Below are 25,302 nucleotides of genomic sequence, written 5' to 3'. Positions count from 1 at the left end.
AGTCACGCAGGATACCCCGCGCGAAGATATTCCCAGCTTCGCAGCGGTGTTGTCGTCCCCGCGCGTGGGGGCGCCTACGCGATGAGCGGCAGGCGCACGCCCGCCGCGGCGGACTCGCGGTCATCGGACGTACCGGCCGCGTCGCGCGGCCAGGGCCGCGCGGCTAGGCGATCGTCGGCGGGTCGACCCGGGGCGCCCTACTCGTACTTCTGGCTGACGCGGAACGAGCCGAGCGAGCGTACGCCCGTCGCGTGCTGCTCGAGCAGCGCGAGGGCCTCCTTGAACGCAGGCTCCTCCGTGCTGCCCTCGCACTCGACGAGGAAGAGGTACTCTTCAGGGCTGTCGGGCAGCGCGCGAGAGACGATGCGCGTGAGGTTGATGTGGTGTCTCCCGAGCGCGGAGAGCGCCGCGACCAGGGCGCCCGGGCGGTGGTCCAGCCCGAACAGGAGCAGCGTCCGCCCCCCCGACGCCGGCGGCTCCGCGGTCTTCCCGACGATGAAGAAGCGCGTGATGTTCTCGCCCTTCGCGCCGAGCTTCGGCACGAGGATCTCCAGCTTGTAGATGGCCGCCGCGCCCTTGTTGCCGATCGCGCAGGCCTCGCCGTCCTGCGCCGCGCGCTCGACGGCCTCGGCGGTGCTCTCGGCCTCGAGGATCTGCGCGTCTGGGTAGGTCTCGCGCAGCCAGTCGCCGCAGTGCTTGAGCGGGACGAAGTGCGAATAGATGCGCTTCGGCGCCACGCCCGCCCTGCCGAGGAGCGACAGCGTGACGTGCAGCGAGAGCTCCTCGCACACGGCGAGCGCGGCGCCGGTGCCCTCGCGGCGGATCAGCTGATCGACGGTGTCGTAGATCGGGCCGCCCAGCGCGTTCTCGATCGGCACGACGCCGTAGGTCGTCGCGCCGCCGGCCACGGCGTCGAACACCTCCGAGATGGTGCGCCGGGGCGTGAGGTCCGCGCTCGCGTCGAAGCGCCGGGACGCGACCTCGTGGCTGAACGTCCCGGGCCGCCCGAAGTAGGCGACCCGCTGGCGCGGCGCCGGGACCTCCGCCGCGTCGCTCGCCGCGCCGTCGCCGCGCGCCGTCCCTGGCTTCCCCGCGTCAGCCGACATGAGCGATGGGCGCCCCGCCCGAGCCCGCGCGGACGGTCGCGACACGCCCCGAGCAGGGCGCGCCGCTCCGCCCTGGGGCCGGCATCCTTCGATGGAAGCTGTGCATCGAGCGCCGCCTGTCTACCGGCGCGATGCGGCGGAGTCCAGCGAGGAAAGCGGCGGCGCCTCGCCTGCCTGCCTGCCTGCCTGCCTGCCTGCGCGCGGAGGCGCCCGCCGCCGCGGTGCACCAGGCCGCCGCCGAGCCCGCCCGCGCGGCGATCGCGCCGCAGCTGCCAGGTGGAGCACCATCGTGCTCGACGATGCCCGAAGGTACCCTGGAGCAGTTCGGATGAGGAACGATCGTTACATCGCGAGAACCATCGTCGAACGACGCTTTCCCGAGCGATTCGGCCTGCATGCGCGCGAGTGCGCACGCGGAGGGTGGCGCAGGCGATAACCACATGCGCATACACCTGACCACTTTTTCGATCAAATTTCGCCTGTGATCGCCCCGACCAGTTTTTGCAAGTTCCGTTTCTTGTGATAACGATCGTTACGCGATGTCGGGAACGGGGCGTCGAGGCCACGGTTCAGGGCCGCCGAACGACAGAGAAGGCGCCTATTGGCGGATCTTCAACAAGAAAACGATCGTGCTCGTGCGGCGATGGCTCCGCCTCCTGGGGGTTCCGCGCCGGGATCGCTGGGACATCGCGCAGAACGTGATGCTCGCGGCGCACGAGAGCTTCGGGAACTACGATCCGGAGCTCGGGCCGTCCGATCGCTGGCTGAACAAGATCGCGGTCCACGCCGCGTCCCACTACGGGCTGCGCGAGCGGCGCCGGAGGGAGGAGCCGTTGCCGGACGACTTCGACGCAGAGCTCGACGAGCCCTCGGCCGAGGAGCAGATCATCTCGGAGTGCGATCGCCTGTTCGTGCTCGCGGTCCTGCGCGAGCTCGACGCCGAGTTCGGCGCGATCCTCATGGCCCACGACATCGAGGGCGTCCCGATGGCGGACTTCGCGAGCCGGGCCGGAATCCCCCTCTCGACGGCGTACAAGCGGCGGAGCCGAGCGCTCGCCGCATTTCAGCAGCTGGCCACGCGGCGCCTCGCGTCGATGCCCGGCGCAGAGACGCGGGGCGGTGGCCGGCAGGAGTCCGGCGCCGGGCCACCTCGCGTCACGGGCTGGTCCGCGCGGACGTGAGGGCTCAGCAGGGGCTCATCGCCCGCGCCGGCTCGATGACGAGGGGGCGGAGCCGCGCGACCCGCGCTCCTCCGACCGAGGCCGCGAGCGGAGCCGCGCGCGCTCCGGATCCTCGTTGATGAGCGCGAGGATGGCCTGCTTCTTCGGCGAGTCGTCGGGCTCGATCAACAGGAAGAGGAGCGCCTCCTGGAGGGCCTCGGGCGCGCGATCGAAGCGATCGGCGACGACCGCGGAGACCGGGCTCCTCCCGTCGCCGGGCAGGAGGAGCCGAGCATCGCAGTCGAGCCCCTGTGCGATGAGCGCCAGCGCGCCGAGCCCGAGATCGCGTTCGCCGCGCTCGACCTGCCGCAGGTAGGTCGCCGAGAGGCGCGCTTTCTCGGCGAACTCGGCGTAAGTGAGCCCGTGCAGCTGCCGGAGCACGCGAATGGCCCGACCGACCTCCTTGGGAAGCTCATCGCTCATGGCCGGCGCAGCCTATCAACTCCCGCCGCGGCCGGAAAAGGACGATCGCACGTTTCTCCCTGCATTCACGCGAAACGCGCGTCGATGACCGTTACTTACTATAACTGATTCAGCTCCTCCAAGAGCGCCCGGGAGTGCGAGTTCTCGCGCTTCTCGATCGCTATGTCGGTGAGGAGGGGCGCTTGGCCGCCGCTCGGATCGAGGCGCGGTCAGCGATGCGATGGTCGCGTCGGTTGCGTCGGTTGCGTCGGTTGCGTCGGTCGCGTCGGTTGCAGCCGCTGGGCGCTTCTGTCATTCCTGGCGCGTTCGCTGGCAGGATGTGCGCTGTATCGAGCGCGTGTCTCGGCCCCTTCGGGGGACGGCAAGGGGTTCGATGATCCGTCTGGAGCTTTCAGGAGAGCACACCCGGCTGCACTCGACGCTGTGCGCCCAGTGCCCGCAAGGCCCCGCGGGGTGCTGCGTCAGCCCGCCCGAGCTCGACTGGACGGACATCGGGCGCATCGTCTCCCTCGACGGCCGTGCCTGGCTGCTCGAGCAGATCGCCGCCGGCAACCTGCTCCCCGTGAGCCGCGGACTCGATCTCCGGCGCGTGCGGAAGCGGGAGGAGCGCACGGCCCCGCGGCAGTCGAAGTGCGTCTATCACGGCGCGCGCGGCTGCACCGTCCCCGCCGAGCGGCGCGCCGCGACATGCAATTACTTCCTCTGCGAGGACGCCTTCGCCGAGCGCACGGACGGCCAGATGGATCCTGCGTCCGCCGAGAGCCGCCGGGCGCACGCGCTCCTCCGGGACGTCTACGGCCGCTGGGACCGTGAGCTCGCCGAGGCGGTCGCCTCCCGCCCGGAAGGGCCGACGTGGGACGCGGCGTTCCTCGACTGGCTGGGCGCGGAGTTCGAGCGGCTCTCGCGCGCGTCGCGCGACGAGCTCGGCGAGCTCACCGCGCCCGGCCTCACCCCGCCCGGCGTCACCTCGCCTGGATAGAGAGCGCCTCAGGCGCAGCGAGCGCGCCCGTTTCCCCGCGGATCGCCCGTCACAGCATGGCGACCGGATCCACGTCGATCATCACCCGGGCGTTCCGATCAAGGCCATCCCTTATCAGCCCGGCCAGCGCCGCGAGCGCCCCCCGGAGCGGACCGCGCTCCCGCGCCCTCAGGAGCACCCGGAACCGGTAGCGCCCGCGCAGGCGCGCGATCGGCGCCGCCGACGGGCCGAGCACCTCGACGCGCCGGGCGACCCCTTCGGGGCAGGTGCGGGCGTGGGCCGCGAGCTTCGCCGCAGCGCCGCGCCCCACGCCCTCGTCGACCGCGTCGATCCGGAGCAGCGCGAGGCGCGTGGCGGGCGGATAACCCACCTCCTCGCGGTCGCGGATCTCCCGCTCGAGGAAGCCAGGCACGTCGTGCGCCGCGGCGAACGCGATGGCCGGGTGCTCGGGGTTGCGCGTCTGGATGAGCACCCGGCCGGGGCGGTCGCGCCGCCCCGCACGCCCGGCCACCTGCACGAGCAGCTGGAAGCCGCGCTCGGCCGCGCGGAAGTCGGGCAGCCCGAGCGCGGCGTCGGCGTTCACCACGCCGACCAGGGTCACGTTGGGCAGGTCATGGCCCTTCGTGACCATCTGCGTGCCGACCAGGATGTCGATCTTGCCCTCGCGCATCCTCGCGAGGATCGCCTGCGAGCGATCCTTGCCGGCGACGTCGCGATCGAGGCGCGCCACGCGCGCCTCCGGGAACGAGCCCGCGATCGTGGCCTCGAGCCGCTCGGTGCCGAGCCCCTCGAGCAGCAGGTTCCGCGCGCCGCACGAGCCGCAGCGGTCCGGCAGCGGCCCCGCATAGTCGCAGTAGTGGCAGCGCAGCCGCCCCCCCTCCGGCCGCTCCTCGAGCGGCGCCGCCGGCGCGGGCGCGCCGGCCGGCGAGGGCGGGCGCGCGTCGCGGCGCCGCCCGCGGTGGTACGTCAGCGCGACCGAGCAGGCGTCGCACGTGGTCAGCGTCCCGCACGAGCCGCAGACGACGCTCGGGGCGAAGCCGCGGCGGTTCAGGAAGAGGATCGCCTGCTCCTTCGCCGCGAGCGTCTTCTCGAGCGCGCGGTGCAGCGGCAGGGAGATCAGCGGATCGCCCGAGGGGCCGGCGCCGAAGCGGCGGAGATCGACGAGGGAGACCTCGGGGAGGCTGGCCTCGCGGTGCGCGCGGTCCGGCAGGCGCAGCTCGGCGAGCTTGCCGCGGCGCACGAGCGCGACGGACTCGATGGAAGGCGTCGCGGAGCCGAGCACGCACACCGCCCCCGCGCGGTGGGCGCGGAGCAGCGCCATGTCGCGCGCGTGGTAGCGCACGCCCTCCTCCTGCTTGAACGAGCCGTCGTGCTCCTCATCGACGAGGATGAGGCCGAGGTCCGGCACCGGCGCGAACAGCGCGGAGCGCGCCCCGATGGCGACGCGCACCTTGCCGACGTGGAGGCTCGCCCACATCGCGTGGCGGTCGGCGTCGCTCAGCCCGCTGTGCAGCACGGCGAGCTCGTCGCCGAAGCGGGCGCGGAAGCGCGCGACGAGCTGCGGGGTGAGGGCGATCTCCGGCACCATGACGAGCGCGCCGCGGCCCCGCTCGAGGCAGCTCTTGATGGCGCGCAGGTACACCTCGGTCTTGCCGGAGCCGGTCACGCCGAAGAGGAGGAACGCGCTCGGCCGCGGCTCCTGGGCGATGCGCCGCGGCTCCTGGTGGGTGCTCGCGGGGTGCTCCCCTCCCCCGGGCGGCGCGGACAGCGCCGCGAGCGCCGCGTCGATGCGCTCCGCGGCCTCGGCCTGCGCCGCGTTGAGCTCGGGGGGCACGTCGCGCTCCTCGGCGCGGCGGAAGAACGGGTCGCGCGGCGGCTCGCGCTCGTCCAGGGTGACGAGGTTGCGCTCGGCGAGCTTCTTCAGTGCGCTGCGCGCGTTGCCGAAGCGCTCCTCGATCCGCGCGACCGGCTGCTCGCCGTTCGCGCGGAGCAGCGCGAGCACCGCCGCGGCCTGCCCGCGGAGCGTGCCGGGCTCCTCGACCACGTCGGTCGCGCTCGCGTACGCGACCTTGCGGCCGCCGACCTGCTTGGCGCGGCCGAGGTCGAGGACGCCGTCGAGCTCCCCCTGGGCCTTGAGCGCGCGCACCTGCTCGCGCTCGATCGCCGGCAGCGCGAGGCGGAGCACCTCGCCGATCGGCGCGAAGTAGTAGGCGGCGAGCTCCTGCAGGAAGGCGAGCAGCTCCGCTGGCAGCGCCGGGCGCGCGTCGACGAGCGCCGCGAGCGGCTTGATCTTCGACGGATCGATGGCCGCGCTGCGCTCGCTGACGGCGAGCACCACGCCCAGCAGCTTGCGCCGATGGAACTCGCAGAGGACGCGCGCCCCCGGTCGCACCTCGCCGGCGAGCGCGGCAGGGACCTCGTAGGTGAAGGCCTGCGAGAGCGGGACGGGCACCGCGACGTCGGCGAGGAGGGGCATCGCTCCGGGAGGGCCGCGCGCGGCGCGGCACGGGCGAGATACCAGAGAACGCCGCCCAGGACGAGGAACGCAGGGCATGCGCGCGGGCACCCGCCCTGGGCGCAAAAGGAAAGAGTCCAAAAAAAAAGCGCCGCCGGGGCCTCGGGGGGGGGAAGGCCGCGCCGGCAGCGCTGGCCGGACATAGAGCACCGTCCATGCCATCCGCGCGATTCGCGATCCGAACGTATTTCACTCCAGATGGGTCGCTCGCTGATTTCGAACCTGAAATTTCTGTAGAGCACCCTTGCAGAAGCGAACTGTGCGGCCAGCTCGGGCGTCGCAGACGCACGCACCGCGGGAGGGGATGGGAACGCCCTACCCGCTCCGCGGGGTCCGCCGATTGCTCGGGATCCGGTCAGGGGTTCACCGCTGGACGGTCGGCGGGGCGGGCGCCATGCGCTGGAAATCTGCGCAGCCACGCGCCTCGGAGGAGGGGACATGATCGGAACCGCAGTCTTGGGGGGAATCGAGGAGCAGGACTGGATCGACCAGATCGCCGACCCGCTTCAGCGCGGGATCCAGTCCGTGCTGAGGCGCGCGCCCACGGTCGCCAAGGTGCTGCATGGCGAGTTCCTCGGGCACCCCTTGCACCCGGTGCTTGTGACCATCCCCATCGGCGCCTGGTCCTGCGCGCTGGTGCTCGATCTCGCCGGCATCGGCCGCAGGCGGCGCTTCCATCGGGGAGCGGACGCGACCGTGGCCATCGGCCTCGGCGGGGCGCTCGTGGCCACCTTCGCCGGGCTCGCCGACTGGAGCACCACCCTCGGCCCCGCGAAGCGGATCGGCTTCGTCCACGGCGCCTTGAACCTCGCGATCGCTGGCCTGTACGGCGCCTCGCTCGCCTCCCGGGCGATCGGGCTGCGGCCGCTCGGGATCGCGCTGTCGACCGCGGGGTTCGGCCTCGCGGGGGCGAGCGGCTGGCTCGGCGGAGAGCTCATCTACCGCTACGGCGTCGGCATCGGCAACGACGCGTGCGCGCGGAAGCCGGAGATGCAGGTGCCCGTGCCCGAAGCGCCGATCGCCGACGCGGGGTGATCGCGACGAGCGCCGGCGCGCCCGACGGGAGCGAGATACGTTCTCCTCGCCCGGGCGGGCGCTAGCGCGCCGCGAGATAGCGGCCCGCGATGACGAGCGCGGCGAGGACGAACAGCAGCGCGCCGAGCAGGAGCAATGGCACGAGCCTGCGCTGCTGCGAGCGGGCGAGCGAGGGCTGCGTCCTGGCCCAGGGCGGCGGCTCGGCCACGGCCCGCGCGGCGGGCTCTGCGCCCTGCGCGCCGGCCGCCCTCGTGAGCCGCGCGGCGGCCTCCATCGCCGGCGGCGCTGCCATCGCCATCGCCGGCGATGCTGCCGCTGCCATCGCGCCTTGCGCACCGCCCTCCACCGCGCTCGGCGTGACGGCCCCCCTCGCGCTCGGCGCGAGAGCCACGGTCGCGATCGGCTCGATCACCACAGGCGGACCGAGCTCCAGCGCGCGCACCGCACGCTCGCGCGCCCGCCGGGGCGCGACCAGCTCCGTGCCGAAGTTGTCTCGCAGCCACGCCCCGAAGCGCAGCGGGCTGGCCGTCAGCTCGGCCGCCGCCGCGTAGGCGACGATGTCCTGGAGCATCGCCGCCGCGCTCGGGTAGCGCTCGTCGGGCGCCACCGCGAGCGCCCGCGCCACGATCGCGTGGAGCGCCGCCTCGTCGGGGAGCCCGCGCTCCACGAGCGGTGGGATCGACGCGCGCCGCGCGAGCTCGAGAAGATCGCCCCGCGCCGCCTCCTTGGAGAGCGCTGCGCCGGGGCCCGCGCTGTACATGCGCCGGCCGGCCAGCAGCTCCCAGAGCAGGATGCCCGCCGCGAAGACGTCGGATCGCGCGTCGACCGCGTCGCCCCGGGCCTGCTCGGGGCTCATGTAGCCGGCCTTGCCCTGCAGCGCCTCGTCCATGGCGCCGCAGCGCTCGTGCGCGCGGGCGATGCCGAAGTCGCAGAGCTTGATCTCGCCATCGAAGCTCAGGAGCACGTTCGACGGCGAGACGTCGCGGTGCACGACGCCCTTCCGGTGGGCGTACGCGAGCGCCTGGAGCGCCTCGGCGATGATCAGCAGCGAGAACGCGACCGGGAACTTCACCTTCTGGCGCGCGCAGCGGCGGAGCAGCTCGCGAAGGTCGAGGCCCTCGACGTACTCCATCGCGATGAAGAGCGAGCCGTCCTCGCGGCAGAGGTCCTCGACCTGCACGATGGACGCGTGGCGCAGCCCCGCCGCGAGCCTGGCCTCGCCCGCGAGCATCTCGAGGAAGCGCGGGTCGTGCGCGAACCTCGGGGCGACCTCCTTGATGGCGACGAGGCGCGCGGCGCCGAGGTCCGTGCGCACCCGGGCCAGGTAAAGATCGGCCATCCCTCCCTGGCCGATGTGATCGAACAGCGTGTAGCGGCCGATCTGGCACGGCAGCAGCCGCCCTCCGCGGGGCGCCGCCCGGCGGCGCGGGGCTTCCTCGCGCGCGGCGCCGAGGGGGAGAGCGGGCAGGCCGGAAGGCGGGTACGGGAGCGTGCCTCCGCGACGCACATCGAGGCGATCGATCTGCACGAGCCGTCGTCGCAGACTTCGCCCGGGCGGGCCAACTAAGTGGACGCCGCGCCGTTCAGGCCCTGCGCCGCGCAGTCCACGTCAGTCCACGTCGGTCCACGTCAGTTCACGCGCAGCGCGCGCGGGCCGCTCAGTTCACGTGCGGCGCGCGCGGCGGCGGGCTACATCCGGCGCATGGCGTTCAGCGCAGGCTGGGGACCGGCCTTTGCCGGGTCGTTCATCCGCATCGTCGACGACCGGGGGCGCAAGCACGAGTGGCGCTCGCCTCCGCGGCGCATCGTCTCGCTCGTCCCGAGCGACACCTACTCGCTCCTCCGGCTCGGCGCCCGGGATCAGCTCGTCGGCCGCACCCGCTACTGCGTCGCGCCGGCGGGGGACGTCGAGGGCATCGAGCTCGTCGGTGGCACGAAGGACGCCGACGTCGACCGCATCGCCGCGCTCGAGCCGGACGTCGTCGTCGCGAACCAGGAGGAGAACAGCAAGCGCGACATCGAGCGCCTCGACGCCGCGGGGCTCCGGGTGCTCGTCTCGTTCCCGAAGCGGGTCGCCGACGGTGTGGCGCACCTCGCCCGGCTGGCGCGCCTGCTCGGGCACGTCGCGACGAAGCCCGGCGCGCCCGCGCCCTCGGCGAATGTGGAGCACGGCGCCCCGGGCCAGCCGCCGCCGGCCACCGCGCGCGAGCTGGTCGCGGCCGCCTACCGCGCCCACGCCGCGGCCGAGGCGCGGCGCCGCGAGCGCCCGCCGATCCGCGCCTTCATCCCGATCTGGATGGACCCGCTGATGACCGTCCACGGCGACACGTTCATCTCCGACGTGCTCGACCTCGTGGGCGCGCAGAACGTCTTCGAGGATCGGCCCCGGCGCTACCCGCTCGCGGCCGACCTGGGCAAGGCGCCGCCGCTGCCCCCCGAGCGCGTCCAGGGCCGCGACCTGCGCTACCCCCGCGTGACCCTCGACGAGGTGATCGCTCGCGCCCCGGAGCTCGTCCTGCTGCCCGATGAGCCGCACGCCTTCACCGACGCCGACGCGGCAATATTTCGCTCCCTCGACATCCCCGCTGCCCGCCGTGGCCACGTGATCAGGTGCGACGGGAAGGACCTCATGTGGTACGGCGCGCGGGCGCTCGAGGGGCTCAGTCGGCTGCGCGAGATCGTCGACGCCGCCCGTCCCTGATGCACGCGCGGCCGTCGGGTCAGGGGGTGCGACGCCGAATTCCCGCGGCCTTGCGGCCGAGCAAGCCCCTCCTCGCCACGCCGCAGTTGGGGTAGGAACGTAGGATGACGTGGACACGGGAGACGTTGCGGGCAGAGATCATCCAGCTCCTGGAGGGACACACGGCCGGCGAGGTAAAGATCGAGGAGTCGAGCCACCTCGTCGCCGACCTCAGCCTCGACTCGCTGGGAGTGATGGAGATCGTCGCGGATATGGAGGATAAGTTCGACCTCTCGATCCCCGACGACATGTTGCGCGAGGTCGACACGGTCGCCGACGTCGTCAAGGCCATCGAGCTCCGGCTCAAGAACGAAGGAAGGCTCTCGGGATGACGGCTGTTTGGAAACCGCGGACGGTCGCTCAGGCGATCGAGGACGCAGCGGCGAGCACGAAGACGGGCTATCGCTTCATCGAGGAGTCGAGCGAGAACGAGCCGTTCTTCACGCACGGGGGCATCGAGCGGGCCAGCGCGCGCTTCGGCGGCGCGCTCCAGGCGCTCGGGCTCGGCAAGGGCGATCGCGTCGCGTTGATCCTGCCGGACAACGCCGATTTCATCTTCGCCTTCCTGGGCGCGATCCGCGCGGGCGTCATCCCGGTGCCCATCTACCCGCCGACCGGCCTCGGCAAGCTGACCGGCTACCTCGAGAACACGCTGCACATCGTCGCGAAGAGCGGCGCCAAGGTCCTGCTCACGAGCGCCGAGATCAAGCGGATGCTCGGCACGATCCAGGCGCAGGCGCCGGCGCTCGAGCAGATCGTGGCGGTGGAGGGCCTCCGGGGCGCCCGCGAGGAGCTCAAGCCGGTCAAGGTCGAGCTCGACGACGTGTGCTTCCTCCAGTTCACGAGCGGCTCGACGTCGCGCCCGAAGGGCGTGGTGCTCACGCACGCGAACCTGGCGGCGAACGTGCGGGCGATCGTGGATCTCGGCCTGGGGGTGCGGGAGTCGGTCGATACGGGCGTGTCGTGGCTGCCGCTCTACCACGACATGGGGCTCATCGGCTTCGTGATCGCGCCGCTGTACTACGTCAACACGATCACGTTCCTGCCGCCGCTGCTGTTCCTGAAGCGCCCGGTGCGCTGGCTGGAGACGATCACGCGCCACCGGGGCAACGTGTCGTTCGGCCCGAACTTCGCCTACGCGCTCTGCGTGAAGCGGATCCGAGAGCAGGAGATGGCGGGGCTGGATCTCTCGACGTGGCGGGTCGCCGGGTGCGGCGCCGAGCCGATCCGGGCCGACAACCTGCGCGCGTTTGCCGAGAAGTTCGCGCCGGTCGGCTTCGACGAGAAGGCGTTCGTCTGCTCGTACGGGATGGCCGAGAGCACGCTGGCGGTGTCGTTCAGCGCGCTCGGGGCCGGGCTGCAGACCGACGCGGTGGACGGCGAGACGCTCTGGAAGGAGGGCAAGGCGACGCCCGTCCCGGCCGACGGCGAGGGCGCGTCGTCGCTCGTGCAGTGCGGGTCGGCGTTCGAGGGGCACGAGATCGGGGTCTTCGCGTCGGACGACGCGGAGAGCGCGCGCCCGCTCGGCGATCGCGAGGTCGGGGAGCTCCGGCTGCGGGGCCCGAGCGTGATGCCCGGCTATTTCAACGACCCGGATCTCACGAAGGAAGCGTTCGCGGGCGGCTGGCTGCGGACCGGCGATCTCGGGTACCTCGCGGAGGGCAAGGTCTATATCTGCGGGCGCTCGAAGGAGGTCATCATCGTCAACGGGCGCAACTACTACCCGCAGGATCTCGAGTGGGAGGCGAGCCGCGTCTCCGGGGTCCGGAAGGGCAACGTGATCGCGTTCGGGACGATGAAGCCGCACAACGACCGCGAGCGCGTGGTCATCGTCTTCGAGACGCCGGCGTCGGACGAGCAGGAGAAGCAGGCGCTGAAGGGCGAGGTGCGCCGCGTCGTCCAGCAGGCCATGGGGCTCACCGTCGATGACGTGGTGGCGGTCGGGTCGGGCATCCTGCCGAAGACCTCGAGCGGGAAGCTCCAGCGGAGCAAGACGCGGGAGCTCTACGAGAACGGGGAGCTGCTGATCCGCAGCTCGTCGCGCGAGGGGGACCGGCTGGACGCGGCGAAGGAGTTCGCCAAGAGCCAGATCAACTTCTTCCGCCACGCGATCTTCCGCGGGCGGGGGGGATGATCCTGGAGGGGGGGTCGGAAGGGGGCCCCTGGAGACTGCAGGGGCTGCCGGAGGGGGCAGGGAGCGCGTGCGGCGCGCGTGGGGCCCCGCCGAACTCGCATGGCCGTTGAATCGCCCTTGACGGGCGATTCAACGGCCATGCTCAGACACGGCCCGTCCCCACGCGCGCCGCACGCGCTCCCTGCCCCCTCCGGCAGCTCTCGGGACAGCGAGCGATGGCCCTTTCGGCAGCTGATCGCGGCTCCGTCTGGTTGCTCTCAGGATACAGACCGATCCGCCTCCGACAGCTGACCGCGGCTCTGGCAGCTCTCAGGACAGCGATACGTCACTGAACGCGCTGCGACCTCACGGACGGAGTTCGAGCGAGCGGGCGAGCGGGGGAAGCGCGAAGGCATGGCCGCTCGTGCGGTGGGCCGTTATCGTCGAAGGGCGTCCATGCCTGCGTGGCTCAATCAGCTGCTGCCGATCCTGCTCCTGCTCACGGCCATCGCGGTCGTCATGCGGCGGCTGCCGAAGATCGATCTCGGGCACTCGGAGGAGTTCCGGCGCCGGCGGTTCTTCAACTGGTTTCCGCTCGGGCTCACGTACGCCTTCCTCTACATGGGGCGGTACAACCTCTCCGCCAACGCGCCGGAGCTCGGAGCGCTGCACCTCGTCAGCAAGCAGGAGTTCGGGAACATCGACGGCTGGGGCTCGGCCGTTTATGGGGTCGCCTTCCTGCTGAACGGGCCGCTCACCGACCGGTGGGGCGGGCGCGCCACCATCCTGCTCGCCGCGGGCGGATCCGCGCTCATGAACGTCCTCTTGGGCGTGGCCGTCCGGTTCGCTCAGGAAGGGCAGCTCGACCACAGCACCGCCATCACCGCGATGACGGCGCTCTTCTCCGCCAACATGTATTTCCAGAGCTTCGGCGCCGTATCCATCGTCAAGGTGAACGCGCCATGGTTCCACGTCCGCGAGCGCGGGATGCTCGGCGGCATCTTTGGCATCCTGATCTCGCTCGGGCTCTACTTCGCCTACGACTGGAGTCGATTCATCGCCAAACACCTGCCGATGCCGTGGGTGTTCCACATCCCCGCGCTGCTGCTGCTCGGCTTTTTGGCGCTCGATGTCTTCCTCATCCGCGACACGCCGGGCCAGGCGGGGTTCCGGGACTTCGACACCGCCGACGCGTCCTCGGGCGACACAGGCGAGCGCTCGGGGGCGATCGAGGTCGCGCGGCGCATGTTCTCGCAGCGGGTCATCTGGATCATCGTCGCCATCGAGTTCTGCAGCGGCTTCCTCCGCAACGCCGTCATGAAATGGTATCTCATCTTCGCCGACAAGACCGGGCTCAAGGGCTTCGTGTCGGCGCACTGGGGCATGCTCCTCTGCATCGCCGGCATCCTGGGCGGGGTGTTCGCCGGCTTCATCTCCGATCATGTCTTCGATTCGCGCCGCGGCCCGGTGGCCTCGGTGCTCTACGCAGGCCTCGTGTTCGGCGCGGTCATCGTCCTCTTCACGCTGAGCTTCCCCATCGCCGGGTGGACCGTCGTGTTCATGTCCCTCTGCGTGATCGGCGTCCACGGCATGCTGTCCGGGACCGCGAGCATGGATTTCGGCGGGAGGAAGAACGCCGGCGTGGCGACTGGCATCATCGACGGCTTCGTCTACCTGGGCACGGCGGCGCAGTCGTTCCTCTACGGGAGCATCCTGCCCTCGGGGGACGCGGCGAAGCACCCGGGGAACTGGATGTCATGGCCCGCTGCCATGCTCCCGGTCGCGCTCGTCGGCTTCGCGCTGGCGACCCGCGTGTGGAACGCGCGGCCCGCGCGGCACGCAGCGGCGCGCTGACGTGGCGCGAACGGCGATGTGGCGATCTCGCCCGCTCGAGAGTTCGACCTCGTATTGTTACGAGGATCGAACTTGACATATCGACTGCAGATGCATTCTATAGGCGCATGAGCTGGCTTACTGAAAGAGCCCATTCTTTCGATACCGTCGTCTCGCCTCGCGCCGTCGGCACACCCTCTCGCCCTGGTGCCAGCCGATGATCGATCGGCTGAGGCGCCTCCTCTCCTCGCGCCACGCCCCCCTCGTGGTCGCCTTGCTCGCGGCTGTCCTCTTCGCGCCCACGCTCGGCACGGGGTACATGATGGATGACTACATCCACCGTATCTCCTTCGACCCCGAGCTCCGCGCGCAGGGCGGCCCGTGGGGGGATTGGGATATCTTCCGCTTCCAGGACGCCGATCGCGGCCATCTCCACCAGTCCATGGATCGGGGCACGACCCCCTGGTGGACCGCGCCGGATTTTCGCCTCGCGTTCCTGCGGCCCATCGCGTCCCTCAACCACGCCCTCGATTATCGCCTGTGGCCGGACGCCTCCGTCGTGATGCATGCCGAGAACCTCGCCCTCTACGCGATCCTGGCGCTCCTCGCGGCGGCCATTTACCGCCGTTCCCTCGGCGCCACGGTCTGCGCCGGCCTCGCCGCGCTGATGTTCGCGCTCGACGACGCCCACGCGTTCACCGTCGCCTGGATCGCCAACCGGAACGCCCTCTGGGCCGCCGTCTTCGGCTTCGCCGCCCTCCTTGCACACGACCGGTGGAGGCGCGACGGCTGGACGCCCGGCGCCGTCCTCGGCCCGGCCGCCTACGCGCTCGGCATGCTCTCCGCGGAGGCCGCGGCGGCGACGCTCGCGTACCTCTTCGCCCACGCCGTCTGGATCGAGCGCGGCACCCTCCTCTCGAGGGCGCGCGTCCTCTTGCCTTACGCCGCGATCGCGATCGTGTGGGCCATCGCCTATCGAGCGCTCGGCTATGGAGCGGCGGCTGGGGGGCTGTATGTCGATCCCGTCCACGAGCCGACCGCGTACATCGCCGCTGTCGGCGAGCGGCTTCCCGTCCTCCTGCTCGCGCAGTTCACCCTCGTGACGTCCAGTCTCTGGATCTTCGTCCCCGATCAGCATATCGCCGCCGCGGTCGCCGTTGTCGTCGTCCTGGTCGGCCTCGTCGCCGCCGCCCTCTGGGCCGGCGTCCCGCGAGCGCGCATGTCCGGCTTCTTCGCCACCGGGGCCGTGCTCTCGCTCCTGCCCGCCTGCGCCACCTGGCCGAACGACCGGCTGCTGCTCTTCTCGAGCCTCGGGGCGTTCGGGCTCATCGCGAGCCTCATCACGGCGCCCCGGGAGGGGCTCGGCCGCGGCGCGCGCAGGCTCGCCCGCGGCGGGGCGGCGGCGATGATCGCCTTCCACCTCGTCCTCGCGCCGCTCCTCGTGGTTCCTCGATCGCTCTCGAACGCGCGCATGCTCGACGGCCTCGTCCGGCGGGCCGCCGCGAGCCTGCCGCCCGCAGCGGAGATGGCGGACCGCACGCTCGTCGTCGTGAACGCGCCGGATACCATCGCCGCGGGCCTCGGCGTGACCACCCGCTTCATCCTGGGCGAGCGCATGCCGGCCACCATTCGCCAGCTCGCGGTGACGAGCCTCGGGACGATGCACCTCCTGCGGAGCGATGAGCGAACGCTCGTCGTCACGCTCTCGGAGGGGTTCTTCCATAACTCGATGAGCACGATCCACCGGACCGCGCGGTCTCCCATGCGAGCAGGCGAGCGGGTCGAGCTCGCCGGGATGACGGCGACCGTCCTCTCGCTCACCCCGGACGGCAGGCGGCCCCTGCGGGTCGAGTTCCGCTTCGATCGGCCGCTCGACGATCCGGGGTTCGTATGGGTCACGTGGGTCGACACGCGATTCGAGCGCTTCGAGCTGCCGCCTGTGGGGGGTGAGCGGGTCCTCCAGGCGATCGATCTTCAGAAGGCGTTCACGGGGGGGTGAGCAGTTCGCTCGGACGATCACTCCGCCGAGCCGAGGTGCCTGCGGAGAAACTCGATCGTCCGAGCCCACGCGAGGTGGGCCGCCTGCGGGTGGTAGGCCTCGGGGCGCGTGTCGTTCATGAAGGCGTGGTCCGCGTCGTAGACGTGGAGCTCCATCGGCTGCCCGCACGCCGTGAGCTCCTTCTGGATCGCCCTGGCGAGGGCAGGCTTCGCCCACGTGTCCCGCGCCGCGAAGTGGGCGAGGATCGGGGCCTTCACCCTGGTATAGTCGGTCGCCTGGCCAGGAATGCCGTAGAAAGGCACCGCTGCCGCGAGCCTCGGGATGGTGGCGGCCGCGGAGAAGCAGAACGCGCCGCCCATGGAGAAGCCGACAGCGCCGATCTTGCCGTTGACGCGCTCGTGCTCGGCCAGGAAATAATAGACCGCGCCGGAGATCTCGAGGAGGGCGCGCGACCAGTCGAGCGCATGGATCAGCTGGCTTGCCTCGCTCGGATCGTCCGTGACCTTGCCGTGGTAGAGGTCGAGCGCGAGCGCGACGAAGCCCGCCTCGGCGAGCCGCTCCATGGTGGCGCGGACATGATCGTTGAGCCCCCACCACTCGTGAAGGAGGACGACCGCCGGCGCCTTATCCTCCCGCTCCGGCAGCGCGATCTCTCCCATGCCCTGCCCTCCGAGGATCGCAGGAAACGAGACCTTCTGAGGCATGGTTCTCCTGGTTCGATGAGAACAGCCAGGGCGCGCGGCGCCGAGGGGGCCTGACCGGCGGCGCGCGCGGCGCACGCTCGGGGGAGAGGCGCCGCGCGCGGTCAGGTCCGGATCGCCTCCACGTACAGCGTCTCGTCACGGTGCATGACGAGATCGATCTCGGCCACCTTCGGGGCCCTCCCGCGCCGGAAGGAGCACCGCTCGATCGACTTCTCGTCGAACCCTGCCTCGCGGAGCACGTACACCATCTCCTCGAAGTCGTAGATCCACTGGTGACCCCAGTACTTGAAGATCTGGTTCACCATCCACGCCGGCCGGCGCTGCACCTCGGGGAAAGCATCGCTGCCTGCCTCGGGGTACATCCTTCCGAGCTGCTCGATGATCCGCGCGTGTTTGTTGAAGAACGTCCGCGCCGGGTCCCGGTAGCCCTCGACGTAGATCGCGAGGTCGGGCGTGGAGATGCGGAGCACCCCGCCGGGCTTCAGCAGGCGGTGCGCCTCCTTCAAGAACCGGATCGCGCCTTCCTGCGAGATGTGCTCGATGAGGTGCTCCGAGTGGAGCCACTCGAAGGACGCGTCGGGCAGGGGGATGGGCGTCGTGACGTCGTACTCCAGGTAGTGGGCACGGCCATCGAGGATCGCGATCCGGCCATATTCGGTGGCCTGGCCCCTGTGCGTCTCCACCTTCAGGAGATCGATGTTCACGCAGGCAGGCCTGAGGTTCCAGAAGGCGCACCCGACGTTGAGGCCCACGAGCCCCCGCGCCGCAAGGAAGGCCTCCGAGTACGGAGGCGCATGATCCAACAACTCGACCGTTTGGATCTGATCAGTGAGCATGAATGTCGACCTCGTGAAACCTTCCGGTGCTATCGCGCTCGACCGGGGACGTCGCGCACTCATGTGCCCGGGCACCCCGAGGCGACGATTCGCTCTATTTGGCTGGCGCGAACCGGCATGTCAAGCGCGCTACCGGGGCGGCGCGGTCAATCGTCCACCGGCACCGGCGCGCACCCGCATACGGCATACCGCAATGTTTCCCATTTGTGAAGGGAGCGCGTCGCCTTCTTCATGTTTCTTAATACAGCTGCAGCGCCAGCGATCCGCGCGGCACGGCGTGGACTTGGAGTGGCCCGATACGCCAGGTCCGCTAGAGTTGCGGCGCCGCGGGTCGCTGTGTCCCGAGGAGGCAGGCTGACGACCCGCCAGGCAGCGGAGCTGCCTCATTCGTTACCGTTCCTCGGCAGACGTTGGTGGACGTTGCATGACTTCCATGAGTGATTTTTATTGCGTATCGCTGTCACCAGTCCATTGGCCCCATCCCGGCGTCGCGGTCGCCACGGCGCGCGCCGGCGGCGTTGCGGTGCTGGATCGCGAGCTGTGCGGCGAGCCGGAGCTCCCGCTGGCGCGCGAGAACCTCCGCCTCCTCGTCGACCACGCGCCCCCGGGCTGCCCCGTCGGGCTCCGCCTCCGCTCGGACCAGATCGCCGCGAGCGCGGAGCTCCTCTCAGCGCTGGAGCCGCGCCCGCACTGGCTCGTGATCTGCGACTGGCAGGACGCCTCCGCACGCGCGGCGCTCGCCGCCCTGCCGCCGTGCCGCGGACGCAAGCTGTGGCTCGAGATCCGGGACCGCGAGGGGCTCGATGCCGCAGGCGCGCTCTCGTTCGACGGCTGGCTCGCGAAGGGGCGCGAGAGCGGCGGCTTCATCGGCAAGGAATCGGCGTTCCTGCTCGCGCAGCGGCTGGCCCGGCAGCCGCGCCCGTTCCTTGTCCAGGGCGGGATCGGCCTGCACAGCGCCGCCGCCTGCCGCGCCGCCGGCGCGGCGGGCGTCGTCGTCGACGACCAGCTCCTCCTGCTGCGTGAATCGCCGCTGCCGGAGCGCGCCCGCGCGAGCCTGTCCGGCCTGGGCAGCACCGATACCGTGATCGTGGGCGAGCGCCTGGGCGCGCCGCTCCGCATCGCAGCGCGCCCCGATCTGCCGGGCAGCCAGGAGGTCGTGCGGCTCGCGGAGGAGCTCGAGCGGAAGGAGCTCGACCCCGAGGCGCGACGCCGCGCCTGGGTCGCCGGGGCGCGCGCGCTCCTCGGGTGGGATCGGCCTGACCGCTGCGCCTTGCCGCTCGGCCATGCCGCCGGCAGGGGGGCCGAGTACGCCCGCAAGTACGCGACGACCGGGCGCTTTTTCCGCGCGCTGCGAGACGCCGCGTCCGGGCACCTCGAGCTCGCGCGAAAGCACGACGTGCTCGCGCAGGACGGCCCGCTCGCCCGCTCGCACGGCACCCGTTATCCCATCGTGCAAGGCCCCATGACGCGGGTCAGCGATCGGGCCGAGTTCGCGGCGGCGGTGGCCGACGGCGGCGCGCTCCCGCTGCTCGCGCTGGCGCTGTTGCGCCGCCCCCAGGTGGACGAGCTGCTCCGGGCGACCCAGGAGCGGCTCGGCGACCGGCCATGGGGCGTCGGGATCCTCGGCTTCGTTCCGCCGGAGATCCGACAAGAGCAGCTCGCCGCCGTCGCGGAGGTCCGGCCCCGCCATGCGCTCATCGCGGGGGGCAGGCCGGACCAGGCCGCCGAGCTCGAGGCGCAGGGGATCCCCACCTACCTCCACGCGCCGACGCCCGCGCTCCTGCGCACCTTCCTCGAGCGCGGCGCGCGGCGGTTCGTGTTCGAGGGCGCCGAGTGCGGCGGTCACGTCGGCCCGCTGAGCAGCTTCGCCCTGTGGGATGCGATGATCGACGCGCTGCTCGACGAGAAGACGCCCGACGCGGAGGCCGTTCACGTGCTGTTCGCGGGCGGCATCCACGACGCGCGCTCGGCCGCGATGGTGTCGGCGATGGCCGCTCCCCTCGCGGCCGCCGGGCTCCGCGTCGGCGTGCTGATGGGGACCGCGTATCTCTTCACCGCGCAGGCGGTCGCGAGCGGCGCGATCGCGCCGAGGTTCCAGCGAGAGGCGCTCGCCTGCGATGGCACCGTCACGATCGAGACGGGGCCGGGGCACGTCATCCGCTGCGCGCCCACACCCTTCGTGGGCGAGTTCCAGGCCGCCCACGACCGGATGCGGCGGGAGGGGCAGGCCGCGGCCGCGATCAGCGCGTCGCTCGAGCAACTGACGCTGGGCCGCCTGCGGATCGCGTCCAAGGGGATCGAGCGCGGCGAGGGCGGCCAGCTCGACGCGGCCGACGACGAGCGGCAGACGGCCCGCGGCCTCTACATGATGGGCGACGTCGCGTCGCTGCGCTCGGACATCGTCGAGATCTCGTCGCTGCACGAGGAGGTGTCCTCGGGCAGCCGGAGGGCGCTCGGCGGCCTCGTCCAGGCCTCGGTGGAGCACGTGCCGCGCCGCGCGGCGGAGCCCGCGCGCATCGCCGTGATCGGCGCGGCGTGCCTGCTGCCGAAGGCGCAACGGCCGGAGGAGCTCTGGCGGAACGTCCTCGGCAAGGTCGACGCCATCCGCGAGATCCCCCCGCAACGCTGGGACTATCGCCTCTACTACGACCCCGACCCGCGGGCGGAGGACAAGATCTACTCGAAGTGGGGCGGCTTCATCGACGAGCTCCCCTTCGACCCGCTGCGCTACGGGATCCCGCCCGTCTCGCTGAGATCGATCAGCGTGGCCCAGCTCCTCGCCCTGGAGGTGACCCGACGCGCGCTCGCGGACGCGGGGTACACCTCGGGGGGCTTCGATCGCGAGAACACCGCCGTGATTTTCGCGGCCAACGGCACGGCCGATCTCGAGCAGGCGTACGTGGCGCGCGGCCTCCTCCCGCTGAGCGTGGGCCGCCCAGCGCAGGCGGCCCTCGCGCGACTCCCCACGTGGTCGGAGGAGAGCTACGCCGGCATCCTCGCGAACGTCATCGCCGGGCGGGTCGCCAACTCGTTCGATCTGCGCGGCCCCAACATGACCGTCGACGCGGCCTGCGGCTCCTCCCTCGCGGCGCTCGATCTCGCGGTCACGGAGCTCGTCTCCGGTCGGTCCAACGTCGCCGTCGTCGGCGCCGTCGAGATCGAGCAGACCCCGCATGGGTACCTGGCCTTCAGCAAGACGAGGGCCTTCTCCCCGCGAGGCCGCGCGAGCGTGTTCGACGCCAAGGCCGACGGCATCGTGATCAGCGAGGGCATCGGCGTCCTGATCCTGAAGCGGCTCGCGGACGCGGAGCGCGACGGAGACCGCATCGACGCCGTGATCCAGGCCGTCGCCGGATCGAGCGACGGCAAGGGGATGGGGCTCACCGCGCCCAAGCCCGCCGGCCAGCGCATCGCGCTCGAGAGGGCCTACGGGCGGGCGGGCATCGATCCGGCCACGATCGGGATGTACGAGGCGCACGGCACCGGCACGGCCGTCGGCGATCGCGCCGAGATCGAGACGATCGCGGGCGTCCTCCGCGCCGCCGGGGCGCCGCCCCAGCGTTGCGCCATCGGGTCCGTGAAGTCTCTCCTCGGCCACACAAGGAACGCCGCGGGCCTGGTCGGCGTGCTCAAGGGGCTCCTCGCGCTCCGGCACCGCGTCCTGCCGCCCCACGCCGGCGTGGACACCCCGATGGATCCGCTCACGTCCGAGGACTGCCCGATGTACCTGCTGGACGAGCCGCAGCCCTGGCTCGCGGGGCCGGCGCCTCGACGCGTCGGCGTGAGCGCGTTCGGCTTCGGAGGGACGAACTTCCACGCAGTCCTGGAGGAGTACCAGGGCGACTTCGCGGCGCCCGCCCTCGGGGCCGCCGATTGGCCTCACGAGCTGGTCGCCGTCGAGGCCCCCGACGCGCCGTCGCTGGTCGCCGAGCTGGAGCAGCTGCAGCGCGCGCTCCGGCCGGGGCGCGACGCCGTGAGCCTCCGCGACGTCGCCTTCACCTGCGCGCTCGCGGCGCTCGATGGACGCGCGCGACGCGCCTCGAACGCGGCGCGCGCGGCCGTCTACATCGTCGCGGACGACCGCGAGCACCTCCTCGGCGCGGTCGAGCAGGTGCTCTCGCGTCTCCGTCTCCACCTCGAGTCCGCGCGCGAGCCAGAAGGCTCGTTGCCGGCCCACATCCACCTCCGGATCGCGCCCTGCCCGGAGGCTGGCAAGACGGCGTTCCTCTTCCCCGGGCAGGGCTCGCAGTACCCCTCGATGGGCCGCGAGGTCGCCCTGTACTTCTCCGAGATGCGGGGCGCCATCGAGCTCGCCGACCTTCGCCTCGAGGGCCTCCTGCCCGCTCGCCTGAGCCGCTTCATCCTGCCGCCGGCCGCGTTCTCCGAGGAAGCAAAGGAGCGGCAGCGCCGCGAGCTCACGGCCACGCGGATCGCGCAGCCAGCCATCGGGGCGATCAGCGACGGGATGCTGCATATCGCGCTTCGCCTCGGACTTCGCCCCGACGTGCTCGCCGGCCACAGCTATGGCGAGCTGACCGCGCTGCGCGCGGCGGGCGCCCTGTCGCGCGAGGACTGGCTCGCGCTCTCCGAGACGCGCGGGCGGCTCATGGAAGAGGTGCCCTCGGAGCCGGGCACGATGGCGGCGGTGATGCTCTCCCGGGCCGAGCTCGAGCCCCTCCTCGAGGCGTTCCCGGCGGTCTGCATCGCCAACCACAACGCGCCCGAGCAGTGCGTCGTCTCGGGCGAGCTGGGCGCGATGCGCGCCGCCGTCGACGCGCTGACCGCGAAGGGGATCCGCGCGCAGTGGCTCCCGGTGTCGAGCGCGTTCCACTCGCCCCTCATGCGCGCCGTCCGGGCCCCGTTCACCGCCGCCCTCGAGCGCACGGCGATCGCGCCGCCGCAGATCGAGGTCCACGCCAACGCGACCGGCCGCCCGTATCCGCGCGATCCCTCGGACGTCCGCGCGCTCCTCGCGGCGCAGCTCGAGGCCCCCGTCGACTTCGTCGCGCAGGTCCGGCGGATGTACGAGGACGGCGCGCGGACCTTCGTCGAGCTCGGGCCGAAGGCCACGCTGACCGGCCTCGTCCGGCGGATCCTCGACGGGCAGCCGCACTTGGCCGTCAGCTTCGACGGCGCCGGGGGCGGCCTGAAGGGTCTCTTGCAGGCGATCGCGTCGCTCGGCGTCGCTGGCGTCGGGCTCGACCTGCCGGCGCTGTTCGCCGGGCGGCCCTGCGGTCGGCTCGACCTCCGCGCGCTCGCGGTCGACCGTCCTGAGGCTCCGCTCCCCGCGTGGCGCATCGACGGCGGGCGCCTCCGCCGCGCCGACGAGCCCGTGGGCCTTCTCGGTGAGCGCCCGTTCCTCGATCACGACACCGCCCCCGCGGTCGAGGTCGACGACCTGCTTCCGGAGGCCGGCTCCGGCGCCGGGGACATCCCGCTCCTCGCCTACCGCGAGCACCAGGAGACGATGCGCCGGTTCCTGACGATGCAGGAGCGGATCACCACGGAGTTCCTCCTCCGGCTCGGCGGCGACGGGGACGGGGCTGCGCTCGCTCCGCCTCCGGCCCCGCGGCTGGACGGCCAGGCCGCCCCGCTCGCGGCGCCCGGTGCGTCGCCGCCTCCGCCGCCGTCCGCAGCGCTCGGTGGCCCCACGCCGTCGCCCGCGGCGCTCGCGGCAGCGGGTGCGGAGGAGCGGGACCTGGCGCCCGCGATGCTCAAGCCGGCGGCGCTGCGGAAGACGCTCACCACCCTGGTCAGCCGCCGGACGGGCTACCCGGAGGACATGCTCGGCCTTGACCAGGACATGGAGGGGGAGCTCGGAATCGACTCCATCAAGCGGATCGAGATCCTGGAGACGCTGCTGCGCGAGCTCCCGCAGCCGGTGGCCGCGCGGCTCCGGTCGTCGATGGACCGGCTCTCCCGGATCCGGTCGATGAACGGCCTCGTCGACGTCGTGTCGAGCGAAGCTGCGGCGCTGCCCGCCGGCGAGACGGGCGAGGGCGCACCGGCGCGGCCGCGCAACGGCGCAGGCGCTGCCGGCGCGGACCTCGGTTCGGCGGCGCAGGCCGTCGGCCCCGGCCCGGGCCAGGCCGGTGAGGGCGCCGACGGCGGTGTGCCCCTCCCGGGCTCCGCCTCACCCGGCGGCGCGCGGGCGGGGGCGTGCCCTCGTTTTGTCATGCGCGCCGAGCGCAAGGCGCTGCCCGACGATCCGCCGGCGCAGCTCGAGGGGCTCTTCCTGGTGACCGAGGACGACCTGGGCGTCGGCGCGCGCCTGTGCGCCCTGCTGGCGCAGCGCGGGGCCAGACCGATCGTGATCCCGCGCGATGCGCTCGAGGAGTCCGAGCGCATCGCGCGCCATGTCGCCGCCGCGCGCCACGAGCACGGCGCGGTGCGCGGGATCGTACACGTCGCGTCCCTCCACCGCGGCGCCGTAGACGGGCTCGCCGCGTTCCGGCGCGGCAACCGGGTACAGGTGAAGAGCCTGTTCTACACCGCGCAAGCCTGCGCCGGCGAGCTGGCCGAGGCGCGGGGCGAGCCCCTGCGGATCGTGGCTGCAACGCTGATCGGGGGCAGCATCGAGCAGGGCAGCCTCGACGGATCTGCGTCCAGCGCCGGTTGCCACGGCGTCCTGCGGTGCGTGGCGCACGAGCACCCCCGCACCGTCGCCAAGGTGGTCGGGCTCGACGACGCGCTGCCGCGCGACGCCATGGCGAGCCGCATCCTCGACGAGCTGTCGCGCGCGCCGGACGATCTCGAGGTGAGCTATCTGAACGGCCAGCGGACGGTCGTGTCCACCGCGCCCGCGCCGCTCGAGCTCGCCGGGGAGCGCCGCGACTGGGAGCCGGGCCCCGGCTGGGTCGTCCTGGTGACCGGCGGAGCGCGCGGCATTACCGCGGCGATCGCGGCCCGGCTTGCCCGTCCGGACGTCCGGCTGATCCTTGTCGGGCGGTCCGAGATCCCCGAGGGGGATCTCCAGGACGAAGGCAGCGATGATGTCGAGGCGCTGCGCCGGCGCGCCATCCTCGACATGCGGAGCGCGGGGCGCGACCTGCTGCCCGCCGCGATCGAGGCCGAGATCAGGAGCAAGCGGCAGGCGAGGGAGCGCCGCGCCACGCTCGATTCCCTGCGCCGGCGCGGCGCCGCCGTGGAGTACCACGCGATCGACGTGCGCGACGAGGATCGCTTCCAGGACCTGCTCACCGGCGTGTATCGTCGTTTCGGCCGGATCGATGCGGTCGTCCACGGCGCCGGTGTCATCGAGGACCAGCTCCTCGCCGACAAGCGCCCCGACTCGTTCGACCGGGTCTTCGACACCAAGGCCGACAGCACCTTCCTCCTCGGGCAGGCGCTGCGCCCGGACGAGCTCAAATGGTGCGTCCTGTTCAGCTCGATCTCCGGGCGGTTCGGGAACCGCGGTCAATCCGATTACGCAGCCGCCAACGAGGTCATGAGCCGCCTCGCGGCTCAGCTCGACGCGCGCTGGCCCGCGACGCGGGTGGTCTCGATCGGATGGGGGCCTTGGCGCGAGGTCGGGATGGCCGGCGAGGGCGTCCTCCGGCGGCTTTCGGCGCAGGGGATCGTGCCCGTCGACGTGGAGTCCGGGTGCGGCTTCTTCTCGGAGGAGCTCTCGTATGGTCCCAAGGGCGACGTCGTGGTCGTCGCCGGCGAGGGGCCGTGGCGTCACGGCGGCGACGCGGCCGGCACCTCGCCCTCGGGCCAGGACGCCGCGCTGCCGGCCGAGCCGCGGGCAGGTCACGCGACGAGCAGCGCCTCCGACGCCGGGTAGCCGCCGGCTAGAC

General features: G+C 72.2%; 16 protein-coding genes. 10 read left to right on the top strand and 6 right to left on the bottom strand.

Annotation, left to right across the window (positions count from 1 at the left end):
• Positions 1 to 197 precede the first annotated feature (197 nt).
• A complete protein-coding gene (locus POL72_RS48770; protein WP_272104128.1) occupies positions 198 to 1,106 on the bottom strand; it encodes a prephenate dehydratase in 909 nt (302 codons plus the stop codon).
• Between the two features lie 5 nt (positions 1,107 to 1,111).
• Between POL72_RS48770 and POL72_RS48765 the strand changes: the two genes are divergently transcribed.
• Both POL72_RS48765 and POL72_RS48760 read left to right on the top strand, forming a co-directional pair.
• Positions 1,112 to 1,438: a hypothetical protein gene (locus POL72_RS48765; RefSeq protein WP_272104126.1), complete on the top strand. Its 327-nt coding sequence runs from the start codon at positions 1,112 to 1,114 to the stop codon at positions 1,436 to 1,438.
• Between the two features lie 297 nt (positions 1,439 to 1,735).
• Complete coding sequence (locus POL72_RS48760) at positions 1,736 to 2,287, top strand: sigma-70 family RNA polymerase sigma factor (protein ID WP_272104125.1); 552 nt, start codon at positions 1,736 to 1,738, stop codon at positions 2,285 to 2,287.
• 15 nt (positions 2,288 to 2,302) lie between these two features.
• On the opposite strand, the gene POL72_RS48755 is transcribed toward POL72_RS48760, so the two are convergent.
• On the bottom strand, positions 2,303 to 2,749 hold the full coding sequence (locus POL72_RS48755; protein WP_272104123.1) for a helix-turn-helix domain-containing protein: 447 nt from the start codon (positions 2,747 to 2,749) through the stop codon (positions 2,303 to 2,305).
• A gap of 373 nt (positions 2,750 to 3,122) precedes the next feature.
• On the opposite strand from POL72_RS48755, the gene POL72_RS48750 reads away from it, so the two are divergent.
• Positions 3,123 to 3,728, top strand: a complete 606-nt coding sequence (locus tag POL72_RS48750; RefSeq protein ID WP_272104121.1) for a hypothetical protein — start codon at positions 3,123 to 3,125, stop codon at positions 3,726 to 3,728.
• 49 nt (positions 3,729 to 3,777) lie between these two features.
• Here POL72_RS48750 and priA read toward each other — a convergent pair whose 3' ends face one another.
• Positions 3,778 to 6,204, bottom strand: a complete 2,427-nt coding sequence (gene priA / locus POL72_RS48745; protein ID WP_272104119.1) for a replication restart helicase PriA — start codon at positions 6,202 to 6,204, stop codon at positions 3,778 to 3,780.
• 477 nt (positions 6,205 to 6,681) lie between these two features.
• Between priA and POL72_RS48740 the strand changes: the two genes are divergently transcribed.
• A complete protein-coding gene (locus POL72_RS48740; RefSeq protein WP_272104118.1) occupies positions 6,682 to 7,278 on the top strand; it encodes a DUF2231 domain-containing protein in 597 nt (198 codons plus the stop codon).
• Positions 7,279 to 7,339: 61 nt separating this feature from the next.
• On the opposite strand, the gene POL72_RS48735 is transcribed toward POL72_RS48740, so the two are convergent.
• Positions 7,340 to 8,806, bottom strand: a complete 1,467-nt coding sequence (locus POL72_RS48735; protein WP_272104116.1) for a serine/threonine-protein kinase — start codon at positions 8,804 to 8,806, stop codon at positions 7,340 to 7,342.
• 174 nt (positions 8,807 to 8,980) lie between these two features.
• On the opposite strand from POL72_RS48735, the gene POL72_RS48730 reads away from it, so the two are divergent.
• The 5 genes from POL72_RS48730 to POL72_RS48710 all read left to right on the top strand — a co-directional run bounded on the left by POL72_RS48730 (position 8,981) and on the right by POL72_RS48710 (position 15,963).
• Positions 8,981 to 9,979 (top strand): helical backbone metal receptor, encoded by a 999-nt coding sequence (locus tag POL72_RS48730; protein ID WP_272104114.1) that lies wholly within the window; start codon positions 8,981 to 8,983, stop codon positions 9,977 to 9,979.
• A gap of 104 nt (positions 9,980 to 10,083) precedes the next feature.
• Positions 10,084 to 10,350, top strand: a complete 267-nt coding sequence (locus POL72_RS48725) for an acyl carrier protein (RefSeq protein WP_012239660.1) — start codon at positions 10,084 to 10,086, stop codon at positions 10,348 to 10,350.
• Complete coding sequence (locus POL72_RS48720; RefSeq protein ID WP_272104110.1) at positions 10,347 to 12,152, top strand: fatty acyl-AMP ligase; 1,806 nt, start codon at positions 10,347 to 10,349, stop codon at positions 12,150 to 12,152. Before POL72_RS48725 ends, POL72_RS48720 begins: the two co-directional genes overlap by 4 nt.
• A 435-nt stretch (positions 12,153 to 12,587) precedes the next feature.
• Positions 12,588 to 13,985, top strand: a complete 1,398-nt coding sequence (locus POL72_RS48715; RefSeq protein WP_272104108.1) for an MFS transporter — start codon at positions 12,588 to 12,590, stop codon at positions 13,983 to 13,985.
• Positions 13,986 to 14,181: 196 nt separating this feature from the next.
• Positions 14,182 to 15,963 carry a hypothetical protein gene (locus POL72_RS48710; RefSeq protein ID WP_272104106.1) on the top strand — a complete coding sequence of 594 codons (1,782 nt, stop codon included), beginning with the start codon at positions 14,182 to 14,184 and terminating at the stop codon, positions 15,961 to 15,963.
• A gap of 17 nt (positions 15,964 to 15,980) precedes the next feature.
• On the opposite strand, the gene POL72_RS48705 is transcribed toward POL72_RS48710, so the two are convergent.
• Both POL72_RS48705 and POL72_RS48700 read right to left on the bottom strand, forming a co-directional pair.
• Positions 15,981 to 16,667 carry a dienelactone hydrolase family protein gene (locus POL72_RS48705; protein WP_272104104.1) on the bottom strand — a complete coding sequence of 229 codons (687 nt, stop codon included), beginning with the start codon at positions 16,665 to 16,667 and terminating at the stop codon, positions 15,981 to 15,983.
• A 101-nt stretch (positions 16,668 to 16,768) separates the two neighbouring features.
• Complete coding sequence (locus POL72_RS48700) at positions 16,769 to 17,503, bottom strand: class I SAM-dependent methyltransferase (RefSeq protein WP_272104103.1); 735 nt, start codon at positions 17,501 to 17,503, stop codon at positions 16,769 to 16,771.
• 433 nt (positions 17,504 to 17,936) lie between these two features.
• Between POL72_RS48700 and POL72_RS48695 the strand changes: the two genes are divergently transcribed.
• The gene (locus POL72_RS48695; RefSeq protein ID WP_272104101.1) at positions 17,937 to 25,289 is read left to right on the top strand and encodes a type I polyketide synthase; all 7,353 of its coding nucleotides are present in this window, start codon (positions 17,937 to 17,939) and stop codon (positions 25,287 to 25,289) included.
• The last annotated feature ends 13 nt before the right edge of the window (positions 25,290 to 25,302 follow it).

The organism is Sorangium aterium (assembly GCF_028368935.1).
Lineage (GTDB): Bacteria > Myxococcota_A > Polyangia > Polyangiales > Polyangiaceae > Sorangium > Sorangium atrum.
Note: the sequence above shows the minus strand (reverse complement) of the source record. Positions and strands in the feature narration are given on the sequence as shown.